Origin of the sequence: Microbacterium sp. RG1, assembly GCF_005347485.1 — a bacterium.
In the GTDB taxonomy this organism is placed as follows: Bacteria; Actinomycetota; Actinomycetes; order Actinomycetales; family Microbacteriaceae; genus Microbacterium; species Microbacterium binotii_A.
In genome coordinates this window covers 2,817,131-2,832,639 of sequence record NZ_CP034121.1, presented here as the reverse complement: position 1 = coordinate 2,832,639, position 15,509 = coordinate 2,817,131, and the positions used below count along the sequence as shown (strand labels likewise).

Genomic DNA, 15,509 nt, shown 5'->3' with positions numbered 1-15,509 from the left:
GGAGGATCGATGTCCCACCCCACATCCACCGTCCCCGTCCTCGAGGTCGAAGGGCTGCGAAAGACCTACAACGAGGGCACCGACCAGGCGAACACCGCCGTCGCCGACGTCAGCTTCGAGGTCGCCAAGGGCGAGCTGGTGTGCATCGTCGGGCCCAGCGGCGCGGGAAAGACGACGCTGCTGCGCTGTATCTCCGGACTCGCCTCTCCCAGCGGCGGCGAGGTGCGCTTCGAGGGCGACCGCCTCACCGACGTGCCCGCCGAGCTCGGCCTCGTCTTCCAGGACTACAGCCGCTCGCTCTATCCGTGGATGACGAACGCGAAGAACGTCGCCATCCCCCTCGCCGCGCGCGGCGTGGGGCGGCGCGAACGCGAGCGACGCGCGGAGGAGGTGTTGGAGAGCGTGGGCCTCGCGCACGTGGGCAAGAAGTACCCGTGGGAGCTGTCGGGCGGCATGCAGCAGCGGGTCGCCATCGCCCGCGCCCTGTCGTACCGCCCCGAGCTCCTCCTCATGGACGAGCCCTTCGCCTCGGTCGACGCGCAGACCCGGTTCGACCTCGAGGATCTCGTCCTGCGGGTGCGCAACGAACTCGGGATCACGGTCGTCGTGGTCACCCATGACATCGACGAGGCCATCTACCTGAGCGATCGGATCGTGGTGCTCTCGAAGAATCCGAGCGTGGTCCGCGAGGTCGTTCCGGTGCCCCTCGGTCGCACCCGCGACCAGGTGCGCACCCGCGCCAGTGAAGAGTTCCTCGGCCTTCGCGCGCATCTCCTCTCCCTCGTCATGCCGTCATCCGCGGGAGCTCTCTCGTGAGCGGCCTCGGCATCGTCGCGGCGTTCCCCGTCGTCGACGCGCACAGCCCCGTCGAGCTCGGGCACCTCATCGACGCGGAGGAGCGCGCGGGAGGCACCCGCATCGAGGTGCGCAACCCCGCCCGCGTCGCCGAGACCGTCGGCGTCGTCTTCGACGGCGGCGCGGCCGAGGTGACCGCGGCGGTGGATGCGGCGGCGCACGCGGCCGCATCCTGGTCCCGTTCCGACATCGCGGATCGTGAACGTCTGCTGCGCCGTGCCGCAGACGTGATCGACGAGCACGCCGATCGTCTGGCGGTCCTGACGGCGAGAGAGAACGGATCGCCGCTCGCGACCGTCCGCGCCGAGACCGGCGCCGCCGCGATCGTGTTCCGCGCGATCGCCGATGCCGTCGCCGAGCGTCTCGAACCGGAGCTGCATCGCCGCGGCGCCGACGGCGCCTATGTACGGGTCGAGCGTCGAGGGTTCGGGGTGGTCGGCTGCATCGTGCCGTGGAACGCCCCGCTCGTGCTCACCGCCAACAAGATCGCGCCCGCGATCGCCGCCGGCAACGCAGTCGTGCTCAAGCCCTCGCCCACGTCTCCGCTGGGAGTGACGGTGCTCGCGCGCCTGGTCGGCGCCGTCTTCCCCCCGGGTGTCGTCTCGGTGGTGAACGGGACGGCCGCCGCCGTCGAAGCTCTGATCGACGACCCGCGGGTGGGCAAGGTGTCGTTCACGGGTGGCGGGCAGACCGCCCGCCACGTGCTGGCGAGGGCCGCGACGGCGCTGAAGCCCGTCCATCTGGAGCTGGGGGGCAACGATCCCGCCATCGTGCTGGCGGACGCGGACCTGACCCGCGCCGCGGAGGGGATCGTCGCCTCCGCCTACCGCCGCGCCGGCCAGGTGTGCTTCGCGGTCAAGCGCGTCTACGTGCCGCGCGGGCAGCATGCGGAGCTCTCCGCGCTTCTGGCGGAGCGCATCGACGGGATGCGCGTGGGCGAGTCGCTGCATCCGGAGACGACCATGGGCCCGCTCAACAACGCCGCACAGCTGGAACGGGTGCGCGGGATCGTCGAACGCACCCGTGCGGCGGGCCGCGAGGTGCGTGAACTGGGTCGTCCGGTGTCGCAGGACGACTGGGACGGCGGCCACTTCCTGCTTCCCCACCTCGTGACCGACGCGCGCCAGGAGGACGAGCTGGTGCGGGACGAGCAGTTCGGACCGGTGCTGCCGGTGGTCGCCTACGACGATGTCGCGCAGGCCGTCACCTGGGCCAACGACACGCCCTTCGGCCTGGCCTCATCCGTCTGGTCGAGCGATCCGGTCGCGAGTGCGGCCGTGGCCCGCGAGATCGAAGCCGGGGTCACCTTCGTGAACAGCCACCTGTTCTCACCCGAAGGCTCGCGCTGGATCCCCTTCGGCGGCTGGAAGCAGAGCGGCATGGGCTGGGAGGGCTCACCCCACGGGATCGACGAGTATCTCCGCTTCCACAGCGTCGACGGTCACATCCTCACCGGAAGTCGCTCATGACGGCGACCGCCGCCGCCATGCTGGTGGACACCCTGCGCGCGGCCGGTGTCGAGCACGTGTTCGCCAACCTCGGCAGCGACCATCCGGCGCTCATCGAGGCGCTCGCCGCGGATCGCGCGCGCGGCGAGCGTGTCCCCCGGGTCATCGTCTGCCCGCACGAATACACGGCGCTGAGCGCCGCGCACGGCTACGCCCTCGCAACGGGACGCCCGCAGGCGGTCTTCGTCCACACGGATGTGGGGACGGCGAATCTCGGCGGCGCTGTGCACAACGCGGCCCGCGCGCGCGTGCCCGTCCTGATCTTCGCGGGACTCACGCCGTACACTCTCGAGGGCGAGGAGCAGGGGGGTCGCGACACCCACGTGACCTTCCTCCAGGACGTCCCCGATCAACACGCGCTGGTGCGTCCGTACGCGAAGTGGTCGTACGACCTGCGCACCGCGGCGAACGTCCCGCAGGTCGTGCTCCGCGCTCTGCAGCTCACGCGCAGCAGCCCGGCGGGCCCTGTGTATCTCACGGCCGCGCGGGAAGTGCTCGCCCAGCGCGCCCCGGCTCCGGCGACCGCCGTCGAGCGCTGGCCGCGTATCGCACCCGCCGCCGCCGGCGCGGATGCCCTCCGTTCGGTCGTCGACGCGCTCGCGGGAGCCTCCCGCGCGACGATCGTCACGACCTCCGTCGGCCGTGACCCGGATGCGGTCGCCCGCCTCGTGGCGCTCGCGGAGAGATGGGGCATCGGGGTCGTCGAGTACAACGCGGAGGTGCTGAGCTTCCCGCACGATCACCCCCTGCACCTGGGCGACACCCCCGCCGCGGCGGTGGTGTCATCCGACGTCCTGATCGTGCTGGACGCCGACGTGCCGTGGATCCCCGCCGCCGTGCACCCCGACCCCGACGCGCGCATCTTCGTGGTGGGCGACGACCCGCTCCAGGAACGCATCCCCCTCTGGTACCTGCCGGCCGAGGCTCTCATCCGCGCCGACGCGGTCACGTTCCTCGACCAACTGCTGGAGCACACGCCCGATGCCGCTCAGGCGCACGCCGCCCGGACCCGCCGCGAGAGCGTGGCAGCCGAGGCCCGCCGCGCCCGCGCCGAGCGGGACGAGCGCATCGCGACGGACGTCGCCGAGCGACGCCTGTCGGCGGGCAGCGTCGGCGCCACCCTGGCGCGGCTGATCGACGCGGAGACGATCGTCGTCAACGAGGCCATCACCGCGGCGCCGGACATCTGGCGGTCCCTGCCTCGGACGCTGCCGGGCACGGTGTTCGGCAACCGGGGAACGTCGCTCGGCTGGTCGGGCGGCGGGGCCCTCGGCATCAAGCTCGCCGAACCCGACCGCCGCGTCGTCAGCATCGTCGGCGACGGCACGTTCTACTTCAGCGCGCCCTCCTCCGCCGCATCCGTCGCCGCGCGCTACGGTCTCGCGACACTCACCGTCATCCTCGACAACGGCGGCTGGAACGCGACCAGGCGCAACGCCGTGCGTCAGTACCCGGACGGCGTCGCCCAGCGCGATGAGCGGTTCTGGGTCGGGCTCGGCCGCGAGGCCGACCTGCCCGGTGTCGCCCGCGCCGCGGGGGGCGGCTGGGCGGCGACGGTCACGGACTTCGACGACCTGGAGGACACCCTGCGCACAGCGCTCGGCCACGTCGACAGCGGCGTGGCCGCCACGGTCGCCGTGCGTCTGCCGGACATCTCCACGCACGACATCGACGAGCCGGCTGCCGCCGCAGAGAGGATCTCCCTTCCATGAACGCCGATGCACACCGCCCGCCGTATCTGCGCATCGCGACGGAGGAGGCCTGGGCACCGCCCGAGGCGATCGCGCTGTACCGCGACCACCTCGCGCGCCGCGACCTCGACGACGTCGGCTTCAACAGCCTGATGGGCTACTTCCTGAACTCGCCGCATCCGCAACCGCGTGCGGTGGTGGAGCGCCTGCAGGATGCGGCCGAGCGACGCATGGCCGACATGGATGCGGCCGGCATCGACCATCAGGTGCTCGCCCTCACCTCCCCCGGCACGCAGGTACTGCCCGCCGACGAGGCCGTGGCGCTGGCGAAGACGGCCAACGCCCGCCTCGGTGAGATCTGCCAGGCGCGCCCCGAGCGCTTCTCCGGGCTCGGGACGGTGTCGTTCACGGATGCCGCGACGGATGTGGCGGAGCTGCGCCGCGCGGTCGGAGAGCACGGACTGAAGGGCCTGATACTGAACGACCACGTGCGCGGCGACCACATCGACCACCCGCGTTTCGCTCCGCTTCTGCGCGAGCTGGAGGATCTCGACGTCCCGCTGTACCTGCATCCGGGCACACCCCCGAACACCATGATCTCCCCCTACCGCGAAGCCGGGCTCGACGGCGCGATCCTCGGTTTCGGCGCGAGCGCGGGGCTCCATCTGCTCCGGATCATCACGTCGGGCGTCTTCGATCGCCACCCGCGCCTGCGACTCGTGGTCGGGCACCTGGGCGAGGCGCTTCCGTTCTGGCTGCACCGGATCGACCACATGCACGCCAAACAGGTCGCCTCCGGACGCTACGAGGCGATCAAGCCGCTCGCGCAGCGCCCCTCGGAGTACTTCCGCTCCCACATCTGGCTCACGACCTCGGGGATGCCCTGGGAGCCGGCGATCCTGTTCACCCGCGAGGTCACGGGTCCGGACCGCGTGATGTACGCGATGGACTATCCGTACCAGTTCGAAGCCGACGAGGTCGCAGCACAGGACGCCCTGCCGATCTCGGATGCGGAGAAGGCCGACTTCTTCGAGCACACCGCGCGCCGGGTCTTCAACCTGACGTTCTGAGACGGATGCGGGCGGCCCCGGCGAAGGACCGCCCGCATCCGTGAGCGTCAGAGCGGGTACTGTCCAGGCTCGCGGCGCATCGTGATCCAGCGGGTCTCGGTGAAGGCGTCGATGTTCGCCTGCGCACCGCCGTGGCGGGATCCCGTACCGGAGGCGCCGACACCGCCGAAGGGCGAGTTCGCCTCGTCGTTGACCGTCTGGTCGTTGATGTGCACGATGCCGGTGGGGATGCGCTTGGCGAGGTCGTACGCCTTCATGGCGTCGCGGCTGACGATTCCCAACGACAGCCCGTAGTCGGTTGCTGCGGCCAGCTCGACGGCCTCGTCGTCGGTCGCGAAGGAGACCACCGAGGCGACGGGACCGAAGACCTCGTCGCAGTACGCGGCCGCATCCTTCGGCGGGTTCGCCAGCACCGTCGGGCGGTAGAACAGCTGGTCGTACGTACCGCCGGCCGCGAGGCGTGCGCCTGAGGCGACGGCGTCCTGCACGAGCGTGTGCACGCGGTTCCGCTGCGTCTCGTCGATGAGCGGGCCCAGGTGCACCTGGCCTGCGGCCGGGTCGCCGACGACCATCGAGTCGGCCTTCGCCGCGAGCTTCGCGACGTACTCGTCGAACAGCGACTCGTGGACGATGTGGCGGCCGACCGTCATGCAGATCTGACCCTGGTGCAGGAACGCGCCCCACGTGGCCAGGTTGACCGCCTGATCGACGTCGGCGTCCTCGCGAACGAGAAAGGCGGAGTTGCCGCCGAGCTCGAGGTGCGCGCGGGTGAGGTGGCGGCCGGCGAGCTCGCCGACGGCGCGGCCCGCGCGGGTCGATCCCGTGAAGGCGACCACACGCACGTGCGGGTCGGCGACCATGGCCTCACCCACCTCGGCGCCGCCTGGGACCAGCTGCAGGATGCCCTTCGGCAGACCGGCCTCCTCGAAGATGCGCACCATCGAGACGCCGCCGGTAACGACGGTGCGGGGGTCGGGCTTGAGCAGGACGGCGTTTCCGAGCGCGAGAGCCGGCGCGACCGCGCGGATGCCGAGGATGAGCGGAACATTGAAGGGCGAGATGACGCCGACGACGCCCACGGGAATCTGCTGGGCGAGCGAGAGGCGCGGCTCCTCGCTGGAGAGAATGGTGCCCAGCGGCGCCGAGGGCAGGGACGACGCCTCATAGCACTCGGCCGCGGTGACGTGCAGGGCGAAGCCTGCGAGCGGCGGGATGGCACCGACCTCGCGAATGTTCCAGCCCATGATCTCTTCCGCGTGCTGTTCCCACAGCTGCGCAGCCTTGCGCAGCACGGCCGCACGGGCCGGATGCGGCGTGGCGGCCCACTCCTGCTGCGCGCGTGCGGCGGATGCGGCGGCTCGCGCGACATCCGCGGCATCCGCCATCCCGACCTGCACGAGCGTCTCACCGGTGGCGGGCTCGACGGAGGCGATGGCACCTCCCCCGCCTTCGACCCACTCGCCGTCAATGTAAATGCGCCCGGCGAAGACGTCGGGATCGATCAGGGTGGCGGTCTCCTGCGTTGCGGTCGACATCGGTGTCACCTTTCCGGGCTTCCCTGCCCTATACGTGTGAATACATCCTGAGCGACGCGGGGTCCGCGCGCAATGGGAGGGGTGCTCCCGGTTCAGCCCGTCGCACGGGCCAGGCGGTGTGACCTGCGGCCCGGGATGCTCTCCGCCCAGCCGCGCCGGATGACGCCGATCGCGTCCCGCGCGAGGGCGAGACCGTCCGCGTAGGGCGCGCGCCAGATCGAGAGCACATCGGCCGCGCCCTCGGCCAGCGGCCGCGAGAACGCCTCCACACCCCATCGGCCGCGGTAGCCCGCATCCAATGCCTCCCGCACGAGGGCGGGCACATCCACCGCGCCGTGCTCCAGCGGGCCGCGGCCCGACTGGCCCAGCTCGAGGTAGCGCAACCGCGGCATCGCGGTACGGACCGCCTGCACGGCGTCCGCCTCCTCGATCGCCATGTGGAAGCTGTCCAGGTGCACGCCGAGGTGGGCCGAACCGCTCGCGGCGACGTAGTCCATGGCCTGCGCGGCCGTGTTGATCGCCGCCTCCTCGTAGCGGTTCAGCACCTCGAAAGTCATCTGGACGCCGCGTTCCGCCGCCTCGTCGGCCACCGCCCCCACCGCCCGCGCGCGCTCGGCGAGAAGGGCGGGGCTGAGCGGCTCGCACGGGCGACCGAGGAGCCCGTAGGGCACGCCGTTCAGCTGGTCGGCCCCGAGCCGTTCGGCGAACCGGACGCTCGCGCGCAGCAGCTCGACCCCCGCCCGACGCACGTCGGCGTCGGGCGAGGAGACGTCCGCGTCCGGAGCCTGGCCGCACATGGCGATCGGCAGCATCCCGGTCCGCACGAACGCATCGGCGAGGGCGTCCACGTCGGTGGAGGCGGCATCCAGCGGCGGGAGGACAGCGCGTCGGTAACCCATCTCGCGGAAGGCCGTGGCCGAGAGAGCCCGTCGACGCCTCCACACCCGGCAACTGCACCTTGCACGGGTGCATGCCGTATGCGCTGTCGAGCTGGCCGTAGGTGTCGACGATGCCTTCGTAGGAGAAGAAGCCGCGCATCGCCATCGCGATGTACATGCAGACGGCGGCGTGACCCTTGCTGAGCACGAAGCGGTCGCGCTCGGAGTTGGCGATGTCGGTCGGGTCGACGTTCAGCCCGTAGTGGAAGAGAGCGGTGAAGACGTCCGCCGAGGACAGGTCTCCGCCGATGTGGACGGCGCCTTCGTAGGTGCCGCACAGTTGCAGGAGCTTGCGCCGCAGCTCGAACGCCAGATCCTCCAGCTCGGCCACGCTCGGACGGTCGTCCGTCTGCAGGGGGGAACTGCTCATCATGCCTCCTCGTCGATGGCAGGGAGACGTCGAATGTGCGCAGAATCGCGTCTTCATCGACGTCGTTTCGGGTGTCGCCATCCGACTCTGGAGGGCGACCCGGTGAACGTAGCACGATCTCATTTACATGTAAACAAGAATGGACGTAAACTCGTGCCGCGGGGGTGGCGACGGTCGCGATCCCGCACATATCCGAGACACAGAGAGGTGCAGGGATGTCGAGTTCGATCGCCCAGACGTCCGCCGGAGTGCGGACAGGGCTCTACATCGGAGGCGCGGAGCGCTTCACCGATGACGTTCTACAGATCGCCGATCCGGGAAAGCCCGGAGTCATCGTCGGCGAGGCTGCTGCGGCCACGCCCGCGGATGTCGCGGATGCGGTCGCCGCCGCATCCGCCGCCTTCGGGTCGTGGAGCGCGCTGTCGGCGGCGGAGCGCGCGGAGGCGATGGCCGCAGCCATCGCCGGCATCGCCGACGAGCGCGACACGGACGCCGCCGTCCTGTCGCAGGAGAACGGCAAGATCCGCTTCGAGGGGTGGGTGGATGCCCTGGTCTTCGAGATCCGGTGGAACCTCGCCCTCATGCTGAAGGACGAGGTCGAGAAGGGGCACACGCTCCCCGTCGTCCCCGGCGCGATCCCCGTGACGACCGAGGTGGCCTACCAGCCGCTGGGCGTCGTCACGATCATCGTGCCCTTCAACTGGCCCATCGCCATCCTCGGCGCAGCCCTGCCCCACGCGCTGCTCGCGGGCAACACCGCGATCGTGAAGCCGCCGCCCTCCGCGCCGCTGGCGACGACCCGCGTGGTGCAGCGCATCGCCGAGAAGCTGCCGCCCGGGGTGCTCAACGTGGTCACGGGCCGCGACGAGAACATGTCGGAGCTCATCCAGAGCCCCGATGTCGCGAAGGTCTGTTTCACCGGCAGCGTGAACGGCGGCAAGCGCATCATGCAGATGGCTGCGCAGACCCTCACGCGGGTGACACTCGAGCTCGGCGGCAACGACGCGGCGGTGTTCCTCGAGGACGCGATCCTCGACGACGCGCACCTCGACCGTCTCTACGCCGCGATCTACGACACGACGGGCCAGATCTGCATGAACGCCAAGCGTGTGTTCGTGCACCACTCGCGTCTGGACGAGCTGGTCGCGGGGCTCGAAGCGCGCCTCGAGAAGGTCGTGATCGGGTACGGGCTCGACGAGGGCACGACCATGGGCCCGCTCCACCAGCCGGCGCAGAAGGCGTTCGTCGAGGAGATCATCCAGGAGGCGAAGGATGCCGGCGCCGACGTGCGCGAGTACGGCACCCTGCCCGGCGGCGAGCTCGCGGGCGGCAACTTCCTGCGCCCGGCGATCGTCGTGGACCCCGACCCGTCGCTGCGCGTGGTGACCCAGGAGCAGTTCGGCCCGGTCATCCCGATCATTCCGTTCGACTCGGAGGAGGAGGCGGTCGCGCTCGCGAACGACACCTGGGGCGGCCTGTGCGGTTCGGTCTGGACCGCATCGCCCGAGTCGGCGCAGCGCGTGGGATCCCAGTTGGTCTGCGGCTACGTGTGGGTGAACGACCACGGCGCCACCCGCCTCGACCTGCGCGCACCCTTCGGCGGCATGAAGCAGTCCGGCTTCGGACGCGAGCAGGGCATCGAGGGCGTACGCGCCTTCCAGGACACCCGGTCGATCGCCACGATCGATCCCGAAGCCCTGGCGGCGATGGCGCACTGACGAACGGAGGGAGGTCGGGATCACGAACGGTCTCGATCTCCCCCCGTCCCTGCGGCCCCGGCCGCATCCGAACCACGGAGAGGAAGCCGATGGCAACTGATCGCAACCGCCATGCCCATGGTGTCGAGCCGCCCCGGAGCGCGGTGGTCGAGCCCTTGGCCGATGTGATCGACCCGGATGCGTTCACCCCGCGGCTGCTCGCACTGCTCTCCAATGCGCTGGTGTGGCGTGAGTCCCACGAGCTCCGGCGCCAGTTCGATCTGGGCACCAACGAGTGGCGTGTGATCTCCGCACTCGCCATGAACCCCGGCTTCTCCGCATCGGAGGTCTCGGAGTTCCTGGTGGTCAACAAGGCGATCGTCTCGAAGAGCGTGAACACCCTGGTGGAGCGGGGTCTGCTGGTGCTCGCCGAGGGCGCCCGCGGCTCGCGGCCGATGTACCTGACCGCAGCAGGCGCCGCCATGCACGACGACATGCTGCCGATCTCTCTTCGCGGGCAGGAGATCATCCTGGCCCACATGTCGCCGGCGGAGGTCACCCGGCTGAACGCGCTGCTGCGCAAGATGCTCGACGAGATGCGGGTGCTCCAGAGCATCGACAACGAGTCCTGGCTCGCGGATGCGGGAAGCGCCCGCAAGGGCTGACCCTTCGACGACGGGTGAGATCCTGAGGTCGTGACGGATTTCGATTCGGCCTTCGCTCCGCCGATTCTGGGCATCTTCTATCGGGCCATAGACCCTGACCACCGCGAGTTCGCCATCGCGGGCTCCCGTTCGGCGGGGCGCTACTCGAGGCCACACGAGCCGACGCTGTATCTGAGTTCATCGACGGCCGGAGTCGAGGCCGCGATGCTCGCGCACAAGTATGCCCGCGCCGCAGAACTCGAGATCGTCGAGATCGAGGTCGAGGCACCCGGCATCCTCGATCTGCGGGACGCGCGTGCACGGGACGCCGTCGGCGTCGACCTCGCCGACGCTGTGGCCCCGTGGCAAGAGATCGCCGCCGCCCATGGGACGCCGAGGTCGTGGACGGTGCGCGATCGCCTCTTGGACATCGGGGCGAACGGCGTCATCGACCCCTCGCGCAAGAGCCCCGGTCTCTGGCATCTGGTGCTGTTCAGGTGGAACGAACCCGGTGCGCCGACCGTGCGCCTGCACGGAACGTCGACCGCACCCCTCGCGAAGCGAGGCTGACCCCAGACCGTGGCTCTGAGGTGTCGCCTCGGAAATACCTCTTGTCATTACCTATCGACATAGGTAATCTCGCTGACGAGGCGCAACGAAGCCCTCCCGACAGCGGAAGGACCACGACTCGTGGCACGTAACACCCCCGCACCCGACCCGGCCGCATCCCTCGCCCTCCTCGACGGCTTCTCGCTCGAGATGACCGGCAAGGACATCCCCGGGCTCGAAGAAGCTCGCGAGGTCATCCCCGCCGGCACCAAGATCAACGTCACCTTCCTCGGCAACGAGGATCTCGACATGCGCGTCGCCGCGGCCAAGGCCGTGAAGGATGCCGGGTTCGTCCCCGTCCCGCACGTGTCGGCCCGCCGACTCGCCTCGGCGGCCCAGCTGGAGGAGTTCCTCGACCGCCTCCAGCAGGTGGGTGCCACCGAGCACGTCTTCGCGGTCGGCGGCGACCCGGCTGAGCCCGAAGGCCCCTACCCCGACTCGCTGAGCGTCATCCGCTCCGGCATCCTGCAGAAGTACGGCGTGCGCGAGGTCTCGATCGCCGGCTACCCGGAGGGACACCCCGACATCCCCACGGATGTGCTGTGGCGCCACCTCGAAGACAAGTCGTCGGCCCTGGCCGACGCGGGCCTCGGCCAGGTCATCCTGACCCAGTTCGCCTTCGACACCGACCCGGTCATCGACTGGATCGACGGCGTGCGCGAGCGCGGGATCACCTCGGAGATCCGCATCGGCACTCCGGGCCCCGCGGGCATCAAGCGCCTGATCACCTTCGCCCGCCGCTTCGGCGTCGGCGCCAACGCGATGATCGTCAAGAAGTACGGGTTCTCGCTCACCAACCTGATGGGAACGGCGGGCCCCGACCGGTTCATCGGCGACCTCGGAGCGCTCGTCGCGCAGAAGGAGTCGCGCGGACCTGTCAAAATTCACTTCTACACGTTCGGCGGTCTGCGGGCGACATCCGACTGGGCCCGCGACTACATCGCCGCGCAGTCCTGAGGAGATCCCCGCATGTCCCTGCACAAAGACGCCCTGCGTGACCACGCCTGCCTGATCGTGCACGGCCCCGACCAGCCCGGGCTCGTCGCCGCCGTCACCGCGCTCATCACGCGGAACAAGGCGAACATCGTCACGCTCGACCAGTACTCGGACAACCCCGAGGGCGGCGCGTTCTTCCAGCGCGTCGTCTTCCACCGGCCCGACCTGGCCGCGGCGATCGGCGACATCGAAGCCGACCTCGCCCAGACGCTGGAGCCCTACGGGATGCAATGGCGCCTGACCGACCAGTCCGTGCCGAAGCGGATGGCGATCCTCGCCTCCACGAGCGATCACTGCCTGCTCGAACTGCTGTGGCGTCACCGCCGGGGCGAGCTCAACGTCACGATCCCGATGGTGATCTCCAACCACACCAACACCGCGGAGGACGTCCGCTCGTTCGGCATCCCCTTCTTCCACGTGCCCTCGCAGGGCCCGGACAAGTCGGAGGCCGAGCGCGAGATCGTCAAGCTCCTCGCCGGCAACGTCGACTTCGTCGTGCTGGCGCGCTACATGCAGATCCTCACCGATGACTTCCTCGAGGGCGTCGGCGTGCCGGTCATCAACATCCACCACTCCTTCCTTCCCGCCTTCATCGGCGCCGGCCCCTACAAGAAGGCCAAGGAACGCGGCGTCAAACTCATCGGCGCCACCAGCCACTACGTCACCAAGGACCTCGACGAGGGCCCGATCATCGAGCAGGACGTCGCCCGTGTCGACCACTCGATGACCGCCGCCGACCTCCAGGCCCGCGGTGCGTACGTCGAGCGGGCCGTACTCTCGCGCGCCGTGCAGTGGCACGCGGAAGACCGTGTCATCCGGCACGGCAACCACACCATCGTCTTCACCTGACTCCGACGCCTCACCCGAGGCGCCGGCCCCCGAACAGAGAGGTTCATCGTGGCCAGCAACCTGCAGGAACTCATCGACCAGAACAACCCGGTCGAGATGCTGCGCAACTCGCAGATCGGCTCCTACATCTACCCGGTCGTCCCCGCCGACTTCCAGAACTGGATCAAGGAGCAGCAGGCCTGGCGCAACACCGCCGTGCTCTACGACCAGTCCCACCACATGGACAACGTGTTCCTGAAGGGCTCCGACGCGATCAAGCTCATCAGCGACACCGCGATCAACTCGGTCGCGAACTTCGCGGTCAACAAGGCCAAGCAGTACGTGCCCACGACCGCGAGCGGCCACGTGATCGGCGACGGCATCCTCTTCCGCGAGGCCGAGGACGAGTACGTCTACGTGGGACGCGCACCCGCATCCAACTGGCTGATGTACCACGGTGAGACCGGCGGCTACCAGAACCTCGACGTGCAGGTCGACCGTCGTTCGCCCTCGCGCCCGTACGGCCACGCCGTCACGCGCCGCTACTACCGCTTCCAGATCCAGGGCCCGAAGGCGTGGGACGTCATCGAGAAGCTCAACGGCGGCCCGCTGGAGAAGCTCGGCTTCTTCAACATGTCGACCATGACGATCGCCGGAAGGACCGTGCGCACCCTTCGTCACGGCATGGCCGGCGCTCCGGGCCTGGAGATCTGGGGCCCCTACGAGGACCACGACGCCATCCGCGACGCGATCGTCGAGGCCGGCGTCGAGTTCGGCCTCGTACCGGTCGGATCGCGCGCCTACCCCTCGAACACGCTCGAGTCCGGCTGGATCCCCTCGCCGCTTCCCGCGATCTACTCGGGCGAGGCCGAGCGCGGCTACCGCGAGTGGCTCGGCGTCGACAGCTACGAGGCCACCGGAACCCTCGCGGGCTCCTTCGTCTCCGACAACATCGAGGACTACTACCTCACGCCGTGGGAGCTCGGATACGGCTCGTTCGTGAAGTTCGACCACGACTTCATCGGCCGCGACGCGCTCGAGAAGATCGACCCCTCGACCCAGCGCAAGAAGGTCACCCTCGCCTGGAACGCCGAGGACCTCGCCAAGGTCTGGGGCTCGCTGCTGAACGTCGACGGACCCAACTACAAGTTCTTCGACCTGCCGCTGGCCAACTACGGCTCCGCGAACTACGACTCGGTCGTGGATGCGGACGGCACCGTCGTCGGCTTCTCGATGTTCACCGGCTACAGCGCCAACGAGCGTCGCGGTCTCTCGCTCGGCACGGTCGACCCCGACGTGCCGGAGGGCACCGAGCTGAAGGTCGTCTGGGGCGAGCCGAACGGCGGCACCTCCAAGGCCTCCGTCGAGCCGCACGAGCAGACCGAGGTGCGCGTGGTCGTCAGCCCCGTGCCCTACTCCACCGTCGCCCGCCAGACCTACCAGGGCGGCTGGCGCACCGGCTACAAGGGCTGAGCCCTCGACGCGACGCGGGGTCCGGTCCTGCCGGGCCCCGCGTCGGCGTTTATGGATAGCCTCAGAGCCACACCTCGGAAGGAGATCGGCGGATGAGCCTGCGCTACGCGCTCCTCGCTCTCGTGCGGGTGGGACCCCAGTCCGGCTACGACCTGCAGAAGCAGTTCGCGGTCTCGGTCGGGCACGTCTGGCACGCCCCGGACTCCCAGATCTATCCCGAGCTGCGCAAGATGGAGTCCGAGGGCCTCGTGCGCGGCGAGGAGCAGGCGCGCGGCGAGCGCGGCACCCGCCGGATGTACCACATCACCCCCGAGGGGGATGCGGCCTTCCTCGCGTGGATGGCTGCCCCGCTGGACTACCAGCGCGTGCGTGACCCCGCCCATCTGCGAGCGGCCTACCTCGAGGCGGGAACGCCCGCCGACTCCCGTGCGTTCCTGCGCGCGCACATCGCCCAGTGGGAGAGCGAGCTCGAGCAGTGGGAGGGCGAACTGGCGCGCATCGACGCCGTCGACAACCCCATGCTGCTGCGCCGGCTCGCGGTCACCGCCGAGCAGGACAGGGAACGCACGATCGCCTACAAGCGCTTCGCCTACGAGGGCCTCGTGGAGCGGGCGCGGGGCGAGATCTCGTGGGCGCAGCGCGGCCTCGCCCTCGTCGAGCGCCTCGAAGGCGCAGAAGGAGCATCATGACCATCGACACGGCAGCGCGCACCGACCGCGCCCGGGCGGTCGCGGCCGTTCGCGAGCTGCTCGAGGCCGTCGGCGAGGATGCCGACCGGCTCGGGCTCACCCGCACCCCCGAGCGGGTCGCGGACCTCTTCCTGGATCTGTTCTCCGGACTCGGGGTCGACCCGGCGTCGGCGCTCGGAGCGCCCGTCGCCCTCACCGACAACGAGCACCCCGGTGAGCTGGTCGGGATGACGGCGATCCCGTTCCGCTCGGTGTGCGAGCATCACCTGCTGCCCTTCGAGGGGACGGTCGACGTCTTCTATGCGCCGGTGCGTCACATCGCGGGCCTCAGCCGCATCGCGACGCTCGTCGAGCTCGCCTCCCGCAGACCGCAGCTGCAGGAGCGCCTCGGACACCAGATCGCCGAAGCACTCATGACCGTGCTCCGCCCGCACGGGGTGGCCGTGCGCGTGGAGGCCCGCCACGGCTGCGTCGCGCATCTGGAGCCGAGTGCCGCATCCGCTCGCGTCGTCACGGTCGCCACCCTCGGCGAGATCCCGGACGCGACCTGGCGCCTCGCCGCACCATCCACACCGTGACGGTCACGGATCGGACACAATAGTGTTG

General features: G+C 69.9%; 14 protein-coding genes and 1 pseudogene. 12 read left to right on the top strand and 3 right to left on the bottom strand.

Annotated features, from left to right (window positions below; genetic code table 11):
• Positions 1 to 9 precede the first annotated feature (9 nt).
• Genes EHF32_RS13830 through EHF32_RS13815 form a run of 4 tightly spaced genes read left to right on the top strand, consistent with a single transcriptional unit; the run spans position 10 to position 5,124 of the window.
• Positions 10 to 816 (top strand): ABC transporter ATP-binding protein, encoded by an 807-nt coding sequence (locus EHF32_RS13830; protein ID WP_137418723.1) that lies wholly within the window; start codon positions 10 to 12, stop codon positions 814 to 816.
• Complete coding sequence (locus tag EHF32_RS13825) at positions 813 to 2,324, top strand: aldehyde dehydrogenase family protein (protein ID WP_161594123.1); 1,512 nt, start codon at positions 813 to 815, stop codon at positions 2,322 to 2,324. Before EHF32_RS13830 ends, EHF32_RS13825 begins: the two co-directional genes overlap by 4 nt.
• A complete protein-coding gene (locus EHF32_RS13820; RefSeq protein ID WP_137418721.1) occupies positions 2,321 to 4,075 on the top strand; it encodes a thiamine pyrophosphate-requiring protein in 1,755 nt (584 codons plus the stop codon). Before EHF32_RS13825 ends, EHF32_RS13820 begins: the two co-directional genes overlap by 4 nt.
• Entirely contained in the window at positions 4,072 to 5,124 is a 1,053-nt protein-coding gene (locus EHF32_RS13815) for an amidohydrolase family protein (RefSeq protein WP_137418720.1), read from the top strand. The genes EHF32_RS13820 and EHF32_RS13815 overlap by 4 nt, the downstream gene beginning before the upstream one ends.
• A gap of 47 nt (positions 5,125 to 5,171) precedes the next feature.
• On the opposite strand, the gene EHF32_RS13810 is transcribed toward EHF32_RS13815, so the two are convergent.
• From EHF32_RS13810 to EHF32_RS16230, 3 genes and pseudogenes are all read right to left on the bottom strand, one after another.
• A complete protein-coding gene (locus EHF32_RS13810; protein ID WP_137419259.1) occupies positions 5,172 to 6,659 on the bottom strand; it encodes a benzaldehyde dehydrogenase in 1,488 nt (495 codons plus the stop codon).
• A 92-nt stretch (positions 6,660 to 6,751) separates the two neighbouring features.
• Positions 6,752 to 7,603 carry a sugar phosphate isomerase/epimerase family protein gene (locus tag EHF32_RS13805; protein ID WP_137418719.1) on the bottom strand — a complete coding sequence of 284 codons (852 nt, stop codon included), beginning with the start codon at positions 7,601 to 7,603 and terminating at the stop codon, positions 6,752 to 6,754.
• A gap of 22 nt (positions 7,604 to 7,625) precedes the next feature.
• A pseudogene (locus EHF32_RS16230) lies at positions 7,626 to 7,967 on the bottom strand (transketolase); the annotation flags it as partial.
• A gap of 215 nt (positions 7,968 to 8,182) precedes the next feature.
• Between EHF32_RS16230 and EHF32_RS13795 the strand changes: the two are divergent.
• The 8 genes from EHF32_RS13795 to folE all read left to right on the top strand — a co-directional run bounded on the left by EHF32_RS13795 (position 8,183) and on the right by folE (position 15,481).
• Positions 8,183 to 9,685 carry an aldehyde dehydrogenase family protein gene (locus EHF32_RS13795; RefSeq protein WP_137418718.1) on the top strand — a complete coding sequence of 501 codons (1,503 nt, stop codon included), beginning with the start codon at positions 8,183 to 8,185 and terminating at the stop codon, positions 9,683 to 9,685.
• 89 nt (positions 9,686 to 9,774) lie between these two features.
• Positions 9,775 to 10,329 (top strand): MarR family winged helix-turn-helix transcriptional regulator, encoded by a 555-nt coding sequence (locus tag EHF32_RS13790; protein ID WP_137418717.1) that lies wholly within the window; start codon positions 9,775 to 9,777, stop codon positions 10,327 to 10,329.
• Positions 10,330 to 10,359: 30 nt separating this feature from the next.
• On the top strand, positions 10,360 to 10,878 hold the full coding sequence (locus tag EHF32_RS13785; RefSeq protein WP_137418716.1) for an RES family NAD+ phosphorylase: 519 nt from the start codon (positions 10,360 to 10,362) through the stop codon (positions 10,876 to 10,878).
• Positions 10,879 to 10,998: 120 nt separating this feature from the next.
• Positions 10,999 to 11,874: a methylenetetrahydrofolate reductase gene (locus EHF32_RS13780; RefSeq protein WP_443189850.1), complete on the top strand. Its 876-nt coding sequence runs from the start codon at positions 10,999 to 11,001 to the stop codon at positions 11,872 to 11,874.
• A gap of 12 nt (positions 11,875 to 11,886) precedes the next feature.
• On the top strand, positions 11,887 to 12,762 hold the full coding sequence (purU, locus tag EHF32_RS13775) for a formyltetrahydrofolate deformylase (protein ID WP_137418715.1): 876 nt from the start codon (positions 11,887 to 11,889) through the stop codon (positions 12,760 to 12,762).
• Positions 12,763 to 12,810: 48 nt separating this feature from the next.
• Positions 12,811 to 14,214, top strand: coding sequence for a vanillate/3-O-methylgallate O-demethylase (gene ligM, locus EHF32_RS13770; protein ID WP_137418714.1), 1,404 nt, complete (start codon positions 12,811 to 12,813; stop codon positions 14,212 to 14,214).
• 92 nt (positions 14,215 to 14,306) lie between these two features.
• Positions 14,307 to 14,903, top strand: coding sequence for a PadR family transcriptional regulator (locus EHF32_RS13765; protein WP_137418713.1), 597 nt, complete (start codon positions 14,307 to 14,309; stop codon positions 14,901 to 14,903).
• Positions 14,900 to 15,481: a GTP cyclohydrolase I gene (gene folE / locus EHF32_RS13760; RefSeq protein ID WP_137418712.1), complete on the top strand. Its 582-nt coding sequence runs from the start codon at positions 14,900 to 14,902 to the stop codon at positions 15,479 to 15,481. Before EHF32_RS13765 ends, folE begins: the two co-directional genes overlap by 4 nt.
• Positions 15,482 to 15,509: the final 28 nt, after the last annotated feature.

What these genes read in the sequence shown, in the direction of transcription:
- folE (WP_137418712.1), top strand. Translation starts at nt 14,900, where the DNA reads ATGACCATCGACACGGCAGCGCGCACCGACCGCGCCCGGGCGGTCGCG.
- EHF32_RS13795 (WP_137418718.1), top strand. Translation starts at nt 8,183, where the DNA reads ATGTCGAGTTCGATCGCCCAGACGTCCGCCGGAGTGCGGACAGGGCTC.
- EHF32_RS13810 (WP_137419259.1), bottom strand. Translation starts at nt 6,659, where the DNA reads ATGTCGACCGCAACGCAGGAGACCGCCACCCTGATCGATCCCGACGTC.
- purU (WP_137418715.1), top strand. Translation starts at nt 11,887, where the DNA reads ATGTCCCTGCACAAAGACGCCCTGCGTGACCACGCCTGCCTGATCGTG.
- EHF32_RS13815 (WP_137418720.1), top strand. Translation starts at nt 4,072, where the DNA reads ATGAACGCCGATGCACACCGCCCGCCGTATCTGCGCATCGCGACGGAG.
- EHF32_RS13790 (WP_137418717.1), top strand. Translation starts at nt 9,775, where the DNA reads ATGGCAACTGATCGCAACCGCCATGCCCATGGTGTCGAGCCGCCCCGG.
- EHF32_RS13820 (WP_137418721.1), top strand. Translation starts at nt 2,321, where the DNA reads ATGACGGCGACCGCCGCCGCCATGCTGGTGGACACCCTGCGCGCGGCC.
- EHF32_RS13765 (WP_137418713.1), top strand. Translation starts at nt 14,307, where the DNA reads ATGAGCCTGCGCTACGCGCTCCTCGCTCTCGTGCGGGTGGGACCCCAG.
- EHF32_RS13830 (WP_137418723.1), top strand. Translation starts at nt 10, where the DNA reads ATGTCCCACCCCACATCCACCGTCCCCGTCCTCGAGGTCGAAGGGCTG.